The 13,010-nt window shown below is 63.5% G+C and carries 14 protein-coding genes; 5 read left to right on the top strand and 9 right to left on the bottom strand.

From position 1 onward, the window contains the following. The 4 genes from VMW12_13315 to VMW12_13300 form a co-directional block, all read right to left on the bottom strand. The coding region (locus VMW12_13315) for a hypothetical protein (protein ID HUZ50700.1) at positions 1-440 on the bottom strand (440 nt) is incomplete at its 3' end. 93 nt (positions 441-533) lie between these two features. Beyond that, positions 534-2,252, bottom strand: a complete 1,719-nt coding sequence (locus VMW12_13310; protein HUZ50699.1) for a hypothetical protein — start codon at positions 2,250-2,252, stop codon at positions 534-536. 36 nt (positions 2,253-2,288) lie between these two features. Beyond that, positions 2,289-2,660 carry a hypothetical protein gene (locus VMW12_13305; protein HUZ50698.1) on the bottom strand — a complete coding sequence of 124 codons (372 nt, stop codon included), beginning with the start codon at positions 2,658-2,660 and terminating at the stop codon, positions 2,289-2,291. A gap of 108 nt (positions 2,661-2,768) precedes the next feature. Next, positions 2,769-4,607: a hypothetical protein gene (locus VMW12_13300; GenBank protein ID HUZ50697.1), complete on the bottom strand. Its 1,839-nt coding sequence runs from the start codon at positions 4,605-4,607 to the stop codon at positions 2,769-2,771. An 86-nt stretch (positions 4,608-4,693) separates the two neighbouring features. Between VMW12_13300 and VMW12_13295 the strand changes: the two genes are divergently transcribed. Genes VMW12_13295 through VMW12_13280 form a run of 4 tightly spaced genes read left to right on the top strand, consistent with a single transcriptional unit; the run spans position 4,694 to position 7,018 of the window. Then, positions 4,694-5,314: a methylthioribulose 1-phosphate dehydratase gene (locus tag VMW12_13295; GenBank protein ID HUZ50696.1), complete on the top strand. Its 621-nt coding sequence runs from the start codon at positions 4,694-4,696 to the stop codon at positions 5,312-5,314. Next, positions 5,311-5,871, top strand: coding sequence for a hypothetical protein (locus tag VMW12_13290; GenBank protein HUZ50695.1), 561 nt, complete (start codon positions 5,311-5,313; stop codon positions 5,869-5,871). Before VMW12_13295 ends, VMW12_13290 begins: the two co-directional genes overlap by 4 nt. Then, positions 5,868-6,569 carry an acireductone synthase gene (mtnC, locus tag VMW12_13285; protein HUZ50694.1) on the top strand — a complete coding sequence of 234 codons (702 nt, stop codon included), beginning with the start codon at positions 5,868-5,870 and terminating at the stop codon, positions 6,567-6,569. Before VMW12_13290 ends, mtnC begins: the two co-directional genes overlap by 4 nt. Beyond that, a complete protein-coding gene (locus tag VMW12_13280; protein ID HUZ50693.1) occupies positions 6,566-7,018 on the top strand; it encodes a MaoC family dehydratase in 453 nt (150 codons plus the stop codon). Before mtnC ends, VMW12_13280 begins: the two co-directional genes overlap by 4 nt. A 3-nt stretch (positions 7,019-7,021) precedes the next feature. Here VMW12_13280 and VMW12_13275 read toward each other — a convergent pair whose 3' ends face one another. The 3 genes from VMW12_13275 to VMW12_13265 all read right to left on the bottom strand — a co-directional run bounded on the left by VMW12_13275 (position 7,022) and on the right by VMW12_13265 (position 11,112). Next, positions 7,022-7,999 carry an AAA family ATPase gene (locus VMW12_13275; GenBank protein ID HUZ50692.1) on the bottom strand — a complete coding sequence of 326 codons (978 nt, stop codon included), beginning with the start codon at positions 7,997-7,999 and terminating at the stop codon, positions 7,022-7,024. A 52-nt stretch (positions 8,000-8,051) separates the two neighbouring features. Next, on the bottom strand, positions 8,052-10,544 hold the full coding sequence (locus VMW12_13270; GenBank protein HUZ50691.1) for an ATP-dependent Clp protease ATP-binding subunit: 2,493 nt from the start codon (positions 10,542-10,544) through the stop codon (positions 8,052-8,054). A gap of 112 nt (positions 10,545-10,656) precedes the next feature. Next, positions 10,657-11,112 (bottom strand): hypothetical protein, encoded by a 456-nt coding sequence (locus VMW12_13265; GenBank protein ID HUZ50690.1) that lies wholly within the window; start codon positions 11,110-11,112, stop codon positions 10,657-10,659. Between the two features lie 86 nt (positions 11,113-11,198). Here VMW12_13265 and VMW12_13260 point away from each other — a divergent pair, with 86 nt between their 5' ends. Further along, on the top strand, positions 11,199-11,510 hold the full coding sequence (locus tag VMW12_13260; GenBank protein HUZ50689.1) for a metal-sulfur cluster assembly factor: 312 nt from the start codon (positions 11,199-11,201) through the stop codon (positions 11,508-11,510). 97 nt (positions 11,511-11,607) lie between these two features. Here VMW12_13260 and VMW12_13255 read toward each other — a convergent pair whose 3' ends face one another. Together VMW12_13255 and VMW12_13250 are read right to left on the bottom strand one after the other, a co-directional pair. After that, entirely contained in the window at positions 11,608-12,129 is a 522-nt protein-coding gene (locus VMW12_13255) for a PaaI family thioesterase (protein HUZ50688.1), read from the bottom strand. A 19-nt stretch (positions 12,130-12,148) separates the two neighbouring features. Next, entirely contained in the window at positions 12,149-13,003 is an 855-nt protein-coding gene (locus VMW12_13250; GenBank protein ID HUZ50687.1) for an alpha/beta fold hydrolase, read from the bottom strand. Positions 13,004-13,010: the final 7 nt, after the last annotated feature.

Here is a 13,010-nt window from a genome sequence, read left to right as displayed (position 1 = left end):
CGTTCCGCCGCCGAGAGCAGCGCAAACGCGCGCTCGCCCTGCTCGTCCAAGCGGATCTCCGAGAGACGAAAGGCCATCGGCGAAGGCGCCTCGATGCGTGCCCGCGCACCGCGACCCGCGGTGCCCACGAGCTTCTCGGTGATCTCGTCGATGGATGCGCCGATCGTGCCGCCCAGCGATGCGCTGAACGATCGCAACGCTACCAAACCAAAGAGTTCGCCGCTCGAAAGATCGAGGCGCTTGAGGCTGTAGCCCTCCGCGAAGCGGTACGCGTTTGCCGTACGGTCGAAGAACCACGGAAAGCCCGCTTCGGCTAAAACCGCTAGGTAGCGGCGAAGGCTCCGGGTGCTCGGAAGTTTGCCGCCCTCGGAGATCCGTTCCTTGAGCGCTTCAAACGAGTGCCGCCCCTCGTCGATAGCGTTGAGCAGGCGGACGAGCAAGACGATTTTGGGTTCGGTAGCGCGTTCTATGGCAAAGAGCCCTCCATCATGAGTGTACTGTGCCAGAGATACGGCGCACCATTCAAACTTTCATCAAAACGGGCTGGGAGCGCTCGCCGGCGGCAACGGTGTAGCGCTCGGCGCGGCCGTCGGGCCCTGCAGCGGCGGCGCGGCCGTGGGAGCCGGGACGGGAGCGTTGGGTTTGGGGAAGCAGCCTTCCGGCGAGGAGATCGGCGGTCCGGCCGGCTGCGGCGGCGTCGCGCTCACGCCGACTTCGAGCGGGTAATTCGACCCACCGTCCGTCATCGTCTGAACGACCGCCTGGTACGTCGATTGGGGCGCCAGCGCAAACGCGGAGATTTGATAGGGTATGGGCTCGCGAACGCAGCCGATCTGAACGAGCGATCCGTCGACCACGAAGCTCGACCGCACGATGCCGCCGATCGGTTTTTCGTACAGGTAGGCGACGGCCGGGGTGTCGGTGGGATTGGCCAGCTGGATGACGATCGTCCGGAGCACGCCATAGTCGCCGTAGTCGCGCCCTTTGGAGGCCGGGTCGACGTTCGGCGGCGCCGAGCCGCGATCGGCATAGACGAGGGTTGCGTCGGCCCCGCCGACGCTGTAAGAGAGCCGGTCGTTTCCGAATCCCGCGAGTGCGAACACACCGGTGCGGTGGTGTCCGTCGCCGGGTAGGAGCGGCTGATCCAGTACCGTGCGCGGATCGACCCCGGGTGAGACCGCCACAACGCTAACGGTGACCGGGCCGCCCGAGAGTACGCGAAAGTCCACGCTGCCGGCAACGCCCTGTTTGTCGGTCATGGCGAGGTCGTGCAAGGCATATGCATCCGCGCCGAGATTGACGATGACGCCCTCGTCGAGCGGTTTGAGCGTGAGAAAATCTCTTGCAACCGCGTGGCCGACGCTCATGACGTCAATGTTCGGGCCCGCCGAGGAATCGATGATCTGCACCTGGGTCGGATCCTGCGACGATGACGCCAGCACGACCGCGAGCTGTCGCGGGCCGGTGCCGTCGTCGTGGTAGTAATAGAGTCGCGCCGGCTGGGCGGCGGTAATCGTGCCGCGATAGAGCACGCCGTCCTGCGTGACGCGCTCGGGGTCGTCGTCGTAGAACAGCAACGGCGGCGCAAACGCATCGAGCGGCACGTTCCGGACCGTTACGGTTGTCGCACCGTTCATGTCGAGATAGAGGCCGTTGCCCGCGATCTGCACCGGCACCACGAAGGTGCTCTGCGCACCCGGCGGCAAGGGCGCGGGCGGAGCCTGCACGGGAGAGACGGTCGCCTGCGCGCCCGGCGCGGCCAACGCGAGCCGTTGCACGAACGTCTGTACCTGTTGCGCGAGCCAGGAAGGATCGACGGGACTGCCGGTAACTGCGAGTTGCGCCGTGACCGGAATCGTACCGGCGTTGAACAGCACGCGAATCGGAATATCCGCTACGGCTCCCGCCTCGTCGACAAGGTGGAGCGTGTCGCTTCCGGTTGCTTGCGTGGCGGTGAGGGTAACGACGTGCGTCTGCTGGTCGATCGATACCATCACCAACTTGCGTTGTAACGTCGCCTGGAGCAACCCGATCGCATTCGAAACCGTCACCAGCGTCTGCTGCGCGGGATTGATGTTCACGCTGGTCGGGTTGACGATCAACTGCGCGGGCAGCGGCGACGGCGTCGCGCCCGCCGGCAAACCCGGCGACGGGCTCGGCGACGGGCTCACCGTGGGAGCGGCCAGTACGGGAGGCGGGGGCGGCGGGGTAACCTGCGCAACCAAGAGAGCCGCGAGCAACGCATGAAGCATCGGGGCTTCTTACGCGATCGCGAGGAGTCGGTCTTGCTAAAGTATCGAAGCGAATAAACGCGTGGTCAGGTCCGCAACGATCGGTACGCGCACCTCTTTGCCCTGGAATGCCGTAATCGAGGTCCACAGCCATGCAGCGAACATGAGCAATCCGACCAGCATGATGACCGGGAAGATGATGAGGATCAAGAAGTGCAGGATCGAGCCCACGATGCTCAGCGCAATCCGCAGCACTACCGCAGTTGCCCACAGCGTGATGGACTGCGCGGCCGCCCATTTCACGAAATGGTTGGTGCCGCCGCCGGCGATCATCACGATGCCGCCTACAGGGCCCAAGAGATAGGCAAGGCCCGCGGCAACATTCTGATCGAGTCCGAACGGGGTGTCTTGCGTAGGTTGAGAGGCCATCTGGATCCTCCTAAGCACCACTCTGCAGAGCGAACGCCGGCCGGCGTCCCGCCATATTCTTCAGCCTATCACGCGACCGAACTCGCGGCAAGAAATCCGCCGTTGGGCCTACGTTGGAGGGGGAGCATAGCGTACGTCGGCCTCAACGGCGTTAGTCCGTGCGTCGGGAGGCTGCAGGGTGAAGAGCACCGACATCGTTTCGTGCTCCCACATCGGTTGATAGGCGGTCGGAGCGGTTGTTGAGGTAAACGCCCAGTCCCCGTTCGCCTGAGGCGAACCGTTTGCAAACACGATTCCGGTGTTTTGCAGGGTCACGGTGTTGATGTACTTCAAGCCCGTGCCGCTCAACACGAGCAGCCCCTCCGGGAGGTAGGCAACCGCGCTGGCGACCGACGGCATTGCGGGCAGGATCGTCATCGGTATCGGCGCGGAATCGATACCGTCCGCTTCCGCGACGAGGGCGCTGCCGCTCCCCCCGCCGGCAGCTGTGGCGTCGACGTTTACGGCTACCGTATCGCGGGTACGCTTCATGCCCGAGACGGCAAGCGCGTGCCCGAGTCCGTCACGCACGATAACGGACTTCGCGCAGGCGCCCATCGCGCTTGCGCCGTCGGTAAACGTCAACGTCTCCGCATGCCGGCCCGCGACCAGAGGGGCGCCTTTGGCACGCTGCAGCGCCCATGCCGCGGCGTGCGGTTCCACCACTTGGATCGGAGGCGACGTCAACGCGTCGAATCCCCACTCGCTCGTGATCGACGCGGTCGCACCGCGTGCGAGCAGCGTACGCTGCGCATCGGTCAGCGTAGCGCTGTATCCGGCAATCGGATCGTAGGTGGCCGGTACCGAAAACGCGTGCTTGCGCGCATCGAAGGTTACGCGATGCGCGCGAAAGTACACCGGAAGGCCCGAAAACGGTATCGCCGCGTTGAACCTTGACGACGAAAGGCATACCGGCATGGCGGGAGCTTCACCGAACGAGGGTTCGTCCGCTTTATCGCCTTGCGCGCCGATTTGAAAATAGACGATCGTCGACGGCTTCGCTCCGGACGGGTCGTACTCAAGACGTTCGCGCACGTACACGTCGGTTGCGGCGGCAGTCGGTTTTAACGCACCCGGCACGAAGGTGTAGTTCGCCTCGGCGCGGCGCTTTGCAAGCAACTGGTAGAGCGCGCCGATCAGCATGCCGTACGTTGCCGCGTTCACCGAGAGCTGGCTTCCGAGGGCCGTCGTCACGTTCGCGCCGGTGGGCATCTGATAGCTCGAGACGATGGCCTGCGCCGCGCAAGCCGTTTGCGTGCTCTGCGCCACGCTCGGATCGAAACAGGGTGCGCTGCTCAAATCGTAACCGAAAAGCGACTGCGTCGCCGACGCGATGCGGGCACGGCCGTCGGTGAGATCGGCCGGGCGAATCGTCGCCAAAGAATGCAAGAAGGTTTGCAGCGTGGAGGCCTTGGCGGCTGCGCTTGCGGAGAAGAGCGCAGCACGCGCTAACGCAGCGCGGTCGCTCAGGGCGGAGATCGCGTTGCGAGCCGCGGGAATGCCGTGCCCGTACCGGCTGCCGTTCTCCGGAACCAGGAAAAAAATCGGCGTCGCCTTCCCGCGATAGGTGACGCTCCACACGTAGCCCGGGGGTTTTGCGCTCAAATCCGCATCGGCAATGGGAAAGGTCGGCGGGTGCTGCAGATAATCGTCGTACATATTCGCGACCACCAGATGCCAGCGCGGCGACGTGCTCATCTGCACGCCTTTCGGAAACGAGATGCGAATCGTGTCGCCGGGTTTTAGGAACGGTACGCGATTCGCCGGGAGGGTCACGCCGCGACGAACCACGACGACGTGCAGGCTCGCACCCAGCAGATCGAACGAGGCGTTCGTCGGCACGGCACGCCCGGCAACACCGAGCAGCACGATGAAAGCGACCGCGAAAGCGTATGCTCGCATCTTCATGCGGCCGAAGTACGCGCGCCGCCGGCGATTGCCTCCCGGCAAGCGGACGGTCGCCGCATGGCGGGAGTATGCTACAGTAGTCTGCGATGATTGATGAGCGCGAGCTTCCCGCCCAGACGCTTGCCGACGTGGCCGGGATCGGCCGGTTCGCCGCGAGCATGGGCTGGGTGCCGGCGACGAGCGGCAATTTTTCGCGGCGGATCGACGACGCAACGATCGCGATCACGCGCTCCGGAGCCGACAAGGGTCTCCTGACGGCACGTGATATCGCGGTCGTAAGCCTCGAGGGCCCACTGCCGGCCGGCGTCTCAGCCGAGACGCCCCTACACGTCGCGCGTTACCGTTCCGGCCTCGCCGTCGGCGCCATCGTACACGTGCACACCGTTGCGGCGACCGTGCTCTCGCGGCTCGACCTCGCGCAAGGCGCCGTCACCGTTGAAGGCTACGAGATGCAGAAAGCGCTTTCGGGCATCTCGACCCACGAAGGCGCCATCCGGGTGCCCATTTTCTCTAACGCGCAGAATACGCGCGAGCTGGCCGAACGCATCGAAGCGTCGATCGGCGGCCACGCTCCCGTGCCGGGCTATCTGCTCGCGGGCCATGGCTTATATGCCTGGGGTGCAACCATGGCGGATGCCAAACGCCATCTAGAGGGCTTAGAGTTTCTGTTGCGTTGCGCGCTCGAGGAACGGAGGATCCGCGCATGACCACCACGCTGACCACCCTGCTGCGAGTATTCGACGAAACGAATCCGCACGTGCCCCTGCTCCAGACCGGCGACGGCTCGCGCATCGCGCAGGAGCTGGCCTCCATCGGCGTGCGCTTCGAGCGATGGGCCGCCGACGCGCACTTGGCGCCGGGCGCAGATCAAGCCGCGGTCGTCGAGGCATACCGCTCGTCGATCGAGCGCTTGCAGAACGAGTGCGGTTACCGGTCGGTCGATGTCATCCGGCTCGAGCGCGGTACGCCGAATACCGATCCGATCCGCAAGAAGTTTCTCGACGAGCACCGCCACAGCGAGGACGAAGTCCGGTTCTTCGTCGAGGGCCGCGGCGCGTTTTATTTGCACGTCGGGTCGCGCGTCTATCAAACGATCTGCGTCCGCGGCGACCTTATCAGCGTCCCCGCCGGGACCACGCATTGGTTCGACATGGGGCCGGACCCCGAGTTCACCGCGATCCGGCTCTTCGTCAATCCCGACGGTTGGGTGGCGAATTTTACCGGGAGCCCGATCGCGCAAGCGTTTCCAAAGCTCGACTCGTGAGCGTCCTGCGGGCCGACGTCGCGCTGATCGATATTGAAGGAACCGTCGGCTCGATCGCGTTCGTTCGGGATACGCTCTTTCCGTACGCAAAGGAACGCCTCGACGAATACGTCGCATTGCACGCGAACGAGCCGGAGATGCGCGCGTTGCTCGATGACGCCGCTCGCGAAGCCGGAGCTTCCGCCGGCGATCTCCCCGCCATCCTGCGGGCGTTGCATGCGTGGTCGGACGAAGACCGCAAGGTGACGGCGCTCAAGGCCATACAAGGCCGCATTTGGGAGGAGGGCTTCATTTCCAGCGGCATTCGCGGGCATCTCTATGACGATGCCGTCCAAGCGCTCCAACGCTTTCACACGAACGGCGTTCTGCTGTACGTCTATTCATCGGGCTCCGTACCGGCCCAGAAGCTGCTCTTCGGGCACAGCAGCGCGGGAGACTTGTTGCCGCTTTTCTCCGGTTTCTTCGACACGACGATCGGCGGAAAACGCGATGCCGCTTCGTACGCGCGTATCGCTTCCGAGATCGCCGTTCGGCCCGAACGGATCGTCTTCTTCTCGGATAACGCGTTCGAATTGCACGCCGCGCGCGATGCGGGCATGCAGACGGTACAGCTCGCACGGCCGCAAGACGGAACGCAGCCCAGCCCAAGCCATCGCTCCGAAACGAGTTTCGATGCGCTCAAGGTGCTGCCGGCGTGATCGATCGCTACTTCGAGGATTTTGCGGTCGGCGAAACCTTCGAGACGGCCGCGCATACGATCTCTCTGGACGAGAGCCTGGCCTTCGCACGGGCCTACGATCCGCAACCGTTCCATCTGGACGCCGAAGCCGCGCAGGCGAGCTTCTTCAAACGCCTCGTCAGCAGCGGATGGCAGACTGCCGCGGTCACGATGCGGCTGGTTGTCGAAAGCGGCGTTCTACGCACCACCGGCATCGTCGGCACCGGCATCGACGATCTTCGTTGGCTCGCTCCCGTCGTTCCCGGCGATACGTTGCGGGTACGCGGTGAGGTGATCGACCGGCAGCCATGGCCGGGTAATAAACGGCGCGGCACGTTGCGCGTTCGCTTGCTCACGCGCAATCAGGACGATCTTGTCGTCATGTCGCAGATCGCCAACCTCGTCCTGAACTATCGCGAGGGGTCCTAGCCGCTAGCGCGCCGGCGCGCCTTGCGCGAGTAACGCGTCGATGCACGCCACGGCTTCGTCGAAGCGTTCGTCCCATGGGCCGCGCAGCACGCGATAGGGCCGGTTAGTTCGTTCGAACTCGGCGATGAATCGCTCGTACATCCAAAACCGCGTGTGTTCGCCGTCGCGAATTTCGTCGGGCACGAACGGTACGTCGGGATAAGGCACCAGGTAACAGGCTATCCGCGAGGGGGGCAACGGCCACGTCGGCGGTTCCATCCCCAGATAGCGTTCGTGCCAGATACGCGTAGCGAGCGCGTCGGTATCGCAGATCAGCACGCGATTGGCGCGCCGCGCCGCCTCGTCTTCCCAGCGCTGCTGCTCGCGCGCGATATGGTAGAACTCATCCGAGCGCCATTTGCCAAGCAACCCGCGACGCTGCTTCGCGAGCGAATACTCGCGGCCGTACTCCGGCACCCAATTGGTTTGGAAATGCGTCGCGAGCCGCTGGCAGAGCGTTGTTTTGCCGGTCGATTCGGAGCCGATCACGCAGACGCGTTTGACGTAGTGCGCGCGAACCACGGGTGCGAGCCACTCCAAATTCTCCAGCGGCGCGCGACGGATCATCGTACTCGTGCACGGTACCCAGACGCGGTCGCGATCGACGTTGAACGCGCGCGCACCGAGTTGGCGGGCCAACTCTTCCCCGTAAGGCTCCGAGGAGAAGAACACGTTCGCCGGTTCGTCCAGGAACGCAGCTGCGTGGCTGCCCCAGCTCCGCGCATCGACTGCCTCCGGCACGTCCGTGACGATCCGTATCGTCACGTCGGGGTGAATCTCGCTCAGCCATCGCGCACGCGTCCGGACGTCGATCGTCTGCTCCGCATACTCCCACACCAGCACGGTCAAACGATCGACCTGCGAGCGGGCCACGTCTATGACCAACGAGTGGCCACGATGCGGCGGATCGAATTTCCCTACGACGACGCCCGTTGCATCCATACGCCCGTACGATGAAACGCCCCGGGAGCTTTCTCCTGGGGCGTTTCACTTTTTACACGTGAGCGGCTTCGGCTGCCGCGGTCGGAGGCTCGACCGAGGGGATCTTCTGGAATTTGAGCTTCTCCGGGTCGTTCTCGTCGACGTCGGCCAGAATATGGTCGCCGGATCCGAACGTCCCCTTGAGCATTTCTTCCGCGAGTTCGTCCTCGACGCTTCGCTGAATCGCCCGGCGTAACGGACGCGCTCCGTACTGCGGATCCCAGCCTTTCTTGGCCAGCAGGGCCTTCGCGGCTTCGGTCACCTTGAGCTCCATCTCTTGAGCCCGCACTTCGCGCATTACTTTCTCGAGCTCGAGCCCGACGATCTGTTCGATCTGCTCGCGCGTGAGTTGATGGAAGACGACGAGTTCGTCGACGCGATTGAGAAACTCGGGGCGGAAGGTGTGCTTGACCTCTTCCAACACCTTGGTCTTCATCCGCTCGTACGCCTTGGCTTCATCGTCTTCCGAGGCTTTCTGCGGGCGGAAGCCGATATCGGACGTCGTCTGCATGCCGGTGGCACCGACGTTCGAGGTCATGATGATCACGCAGTTTTTGAAGTCGACTTGCCGCCCTTGCGAATCGGTCAAACGGCCGTCGTCGAGCATCTGCAGCAGCAGGTTGAAGACGTCGGGATGGGCTTTTTCGATCTCGTCCAGCAGCACGACGGAGTATGGGCGACGACGCACCGCTTCGGTAAGCTGCCCGCCCTCTTCATAGCCGACGTATCCCGGAGGCGCGCCGATCAAGCGCGAAACCGAGTACTTCTCCATGTACTCCGACATATCGATGCGAATCATCGATTCGTCATCGTCGAAGAGAAACTCCGCGACGCTCCGAGCGACTTCGGTCTTGCCGACGCCGGTTGGGCCGAAGAACAGGAACGATCCGATCGGCCGGCTCGGGTTCTTCAATCCGGCGCGCGAACGGCGGATCGCACGGGTGATGACCTCGATCGCTTCCTCTTGGCCGACGACGCGCTTATGTAACGAGACCTTCATATTCAGAAGTTTCTCGGTTTCGGCTTGCGCGAGGCGGCTGACGGGAATCTTGGTCCATGCCGCGACGATCTCCGCAATGCTCTCTTCGGTTACTTGCAGGATGTTTTCGGCTTGGGCCTTTTTCTTCTCTTGCCAGGCCTGTTCGAGCGTCGCGCGTTCGAGACGCAGCTTCTCTTCGCGATCGCGAATCGAAGCGGCACGATCGAACTCCTGATTTTTGACGACCGCTTCTTTCTCGGCCACGACCTTACGTAGCTGCGTATCGATATCGCGAATCGCTTGCGGCGGCAATGTCGCCTGTAGGCGCACGCGCGAGCCCGCTTCGTCGATCAGATCGACGGCTTTATCGGGCAAAAAGCGATCGGTGATATAGCGATCGGAAAGCTTGGCCGCGGCGGATAACGCGCCATCGGTAATCTGCACCTTGTGGTGCGCTTCGTAACGGTCGCGCAGACCGCGCAAGATCTCGATCGTTTCGTCGATCGAGGGCTCGCCGACCATCACGGGCTGGAAACGCCGCTCGAGGGCGGAGTCTTTCTCGATATGCTTGCGGAATTCGTTGAGCGTAGTCGCGCCGATGCATTGCAGTTCGCCGCGCGCGAGCGCCGGCTTGATGATGTTGCTGGCGTCGATCGCCCCTTCGGCCGCGCCGGCGCCGACCAGCGTGTGCAACTCATCGATGAACAGAATGATCTCGCCCGCAGCGCCGCGGATCTCGTCCATGACGCGCTTCATGCGTTCTTCGAACTCGCCGCGATATTTCGTACCGGCGACCAAACCTGCGAGATCGAGCGTGATCACGCGCTTGTCGCGCAACGGCTCCGGAATCTCGCCCTTGATGACGCGCTGCGCCAAGCCCTCGGCAATAGCCGTCTTACCGACGCCGGGTTCGCCGATTAACGCGGGATTATTCTTCGTGCGACGCGCCAAAATTTGGATGACGCGCTCGATTTCGTTATTGCGGCCGATCACAGGGTCGAGCTTATTCTCGCGCGCAAGCGTCGTGAGATCGCGACCGTATGCGTCCAGCGTCGGCGTCTTGCTCTTACCCTTGGGCGCGGGCGGCTGCCCTTCGGCTCCCAACAGCGAGGTCGTCTGCACGCGCACCTTGGCGGGATCCACGCCGAGATTGGTGAGCACGCGCGCCGCAACGCCTTCGCCTTCGCGAATCAGGCCCAGCAGCAGATGCTCCGTGCCGATGTAATTATGGTTGAGTTGACGAGCCTCTTCGAAGGCCAGTTCGATGACGCGCTTCGCGCGCGGCGTAAAAACCATCTCTTGCTGGACGGTTTGGCCACCACGTCCGACGATCGCCTCAACTTCCTGGCGAACTTTGGCTAGATTGACGCCGAGCGATTCGAGAACCTTAGCGGCGAGGCTCTCGCCTTCGGAAATGATGCCGAGCAGAATGTGCTCGGTACCGATATAATTGTTCCCCAAACGCTGCGCTTCTTCTTGAGCGAGAACGATGCTGCGTCTCGCGCGCTCGGTGAACGGTTCCCACATCGACATGGTCTTTGAACTCTTCCTTTGGTATGTCCGTACCGCGTACGGACGCTGTTCCTCTATGAACTCTACCCTTAGTCAACGGGTTTCGTGACACTCCTTCGACGGTACTCTATAAAACCGAGAAGCGCAGACCAAGAAAGCCGGCGGTCGTTCCGTTCTGTTGCGTGCCGCGATAGATGCGCACCTCGATCGTGGTGAACGGCGCGATCGGCTTCCCGGCAAAGACGGTAAGCACGGGACCAGGCGTCCGGCCGGTCGATAGGGTGCCCACGCCCAAGCCCGCCCCGACATAAGCGCCGCCGAACCCGCCGCCGGACAAGCCGCGAACCTCAGCGGTGAGCGCGTACCCCCCTTGCTTGGTTGCCGGTATCAGGAGGGAGGCTTGAATTTGAATCGGCAGCGCCGGAATGGACTCAGCCGTGCTCAGGATCGCCGCAGCGCCCACTTGCGAGGGCGTGTCCGTGGCGTAGACTCCCGCGGCGGCTGAGACATCGGCGAGCGCTGGGGCCCGTAGCCCCACGATCGTCACGATGATGGCGATAAACGTCAGGGCCGTAGTTCGCATGCCGCGCCTTTGGCCACACTCGCCCGCAAGGCCTCGTTCTCCCGACCCGGAACCCTGGTATCCCCCGCCGCAGTTGTAAGGACACCATGCCGACCGTAGAACAGATCCGTACCTCGCTCGAAAAAGTAAACGACCCCGAACTCAACCTTGGGATCCTAGACCTCGGTCTCGTTTACGACATCTCCGTCGAAGGCGATACCGGCGAGCACGTGACCGTCGTGATGACCCTCACCTCGCCGATGTGCCCGGTCGGACCGCTCTTTAAAAAATCCGTCGAAGAGAACGTGAAAGCCGTCGAAGGCGTCAAGAGCGCCACCGTCGACATTACGTTCACGCCGCCGTGGGACCCCAACACGATGGCCACCGAGGACGTTAAAGCCGCGCTAGGCATATGGTGAGTTCGCGCTTCGCGCGAACTCGTCGCGTTTGGCGCTTCGCGCCAAGCCGCCCGCGGGATTCGTGAATTCGCGTTTCGCGCGAAATCTTTGCGAGTGGTTATTGGGTGAGGGTTTTTAGTATGGAGGCCGAGTCGATGATGGCTAGGGTGGCGGTGGCGTGGGCGATGAGGCGATTGCGGGAGTCGTAGACGCGGCCTTCGGACGTCGCGGTCGTCGCGCCGATGTGCACGACGGTGCCGCGTGCGACGATCTTTTCGCCGTTCGGAAAGAGCGGGCGCACGAACTGCACGTTGAGGTTCCTCGTCGTGCACATCTTCCCGGTCGGAAGTTTTGCGATCACGCACAGGGTTAGGGCCGTATCGAGCAGCGTGCTCGTTATGCCGCCGTGGATCACGCCCGCGGGATTGGCCATCCATTCGTGCGCGTGCATGGCGAACGCGATGCTGCCGTCCTCGATCGATTCCGGATACATACCGATTAATTCGGCCACCGGCGCAGAGGGGAATCTGCGTTCCAGCAACCCCTGCAGCCACGATTGATTTTCGCTTGAGAACACCGCGCGCGCAACCTCGCGCGGGTCCTCCCAAGTGAAGCATCGTTCGCGCGGATTCTCGCTCATCGTCGTCCTTTCAACGGGTTCACAATCCCAGGAAGTCGGTGACCGACGGCCAGAGCGTGTTTGCGTAACGAGCCCTAAAAAACCCGAGGTGCCCGACGGGTTCCAAGCCCAGTGCCGCCGGGTCGAGCACGAGCTGCTCCGTCTTGGCGTGCGTATACCAACCGGCGAGTGCCTCGCGAGCCGGAGCCGTCGCCCACAGGTCGTCCGCGAGGCCGATCATCAGCGTGGGCGCGGTGTAGGTCGATGCTCGAGCGAGCGCGACGGCCATCGACGGATCGTCGTAAAAATAGCCCGGGCTGTTGCACCAGCGGCGCCACTCGCGCATGATGCCGCCGGCGAGATCTTCGCCTAGCCCCAAGCGCGAACCGGGAACGTAGCCGAGCGCGCGCATCGCGAGCGGAGCTAACACGTTGAGCAACAACCAGACTCGATAGCGCTCGCCCGGCGCGCAGAAACGCCAATAGCCGGATTGACACGCCACCGTTACCGAGCGCGCGACGAGCGCGTTATTCGGCGCGAGCAACAGGGCGTGGCCGCCGAAGGAGTGTCCGACCGTCATGATGGCGCGGTCGCCATAGCGATCCTTCATCCACGCGAGGACGCCGGCGAAATCGAGTTCGCCCCAATCGCGCATCCGCGCGTCGGAATGACGGAGCACCCCGGGCGGTTCGCCGCTTCCGCGGTAGTCGTACGTCAATACCGCGACGCCCCGCTCCGCCAGCCACTGCGCGAAGGCGCGGTAATAGCCGCGCGGCGTTGCGGTCGCAGCGCTCACGATCACCGCCGTGCGCGGACGTTCGGGCTCGAACAGCGTCGCGTGCAATCCGCGGCCATCGAGCGCCGTAACGAGAAGATCGCGCGACTCCACTTGCATAAGCTGC

This window comes from Candidatus Dormiibacterota bacterium (assembly GCA_035532835.1).
In the GTDB taxonomy this organism is placed as follows: domain Bacteria; phylum Vulcanimicrobiota; class Vulcanimicrobiia; order Vulcanimicrobiales; family Vulcanimicrobiaceae; genus DAHUXY01.
The sequence above is the reverse complement of the archived record's forward strand: the minus strand, read 5'-3'. Positions and strand labels throughout refer to the sequence as shown.

Excerpts from the sequence above, each read along its gene's own strand:
- VMW12_13310 (HUZ50699.1), bottom strand. The coding sequence starts at position 2,252 with ATGCTTCATGCGTTGCTCGCGGCTCTCTTGGTTGCGCAGGTTACCCCG.
- VMW12_13305 (HUZ50698.1), bottom strand. The coding sequence starts at position 2,660 with ATGGCCTCTCAACCTACGCAAGACACCCCGTTCGGACTCGATCAGAAT.
- VMW12_13300 (HUZ50697.1), bottom strand. The coding sequence starts at position 4,607 with ATGAAGATGCGAGCATACGCTTTCGCGGTCGCTTTCATCGTGCTGCTC.
- VMW12_13295 (HUZ50696.1), top strand. The coding sequence starts at position 4,694 with ATGATTGATGAGCGCGAGCTTCCCGCCCAGACGCTTGCCGACGTGGCC.
- VMW12_13290 (HUZ50695.1), top strand. The coding sequence starts at position 5,311 with ATGACCACCACGCTGACCACCCTGCTGCGAGTATTCGACGAAACGAAT.
- VMW12_13275 (HUZ50692.1), bottom strand. The coding sequence starts at position 7,999 with ATGGATGCAACGGGCGTCGTCGTAGGGAAATTCGATCCGCCGCATCGT.
- VMW12_13270 (HUZ50691.1), bottom strand. The coding sequence starts at position 10,544 with ATGTGGGAACCGTTCACCGAGCGCGCGAGACGCAGCATCGTTCTCGCT.
- VMW12_13265 (HUZ50690.1), bottom strand. The coding sequence starts at position 11,112 with ATGCGAACTACGGCCCTGACGTTTATCGCCATCATCGTGACGATCGTG.
- VMW12_13260 (HUZ50689.1), top strand. The coding sequence starts at position 11,199 with ATGCCGACCGTAGAACAGATCCGTACCTCGCTCGAAAAAGTAAACGAC.
- VMW12_13255 (HUZ50688.1), bottom strand. The coding sequence starts at position 12,129 with ATGAGCGAGAATCCGCGCGAACGATGCTTCACTTGGGAGGACCCGCGC.
- VMW12_13250 (HUZ50687.1), bottom strand. The coding sequence starts at position 13,003 with ATGCAAGTGGAGTCGCGCGATCTTCTCGTTACGGCGCTCGATGGCCGC.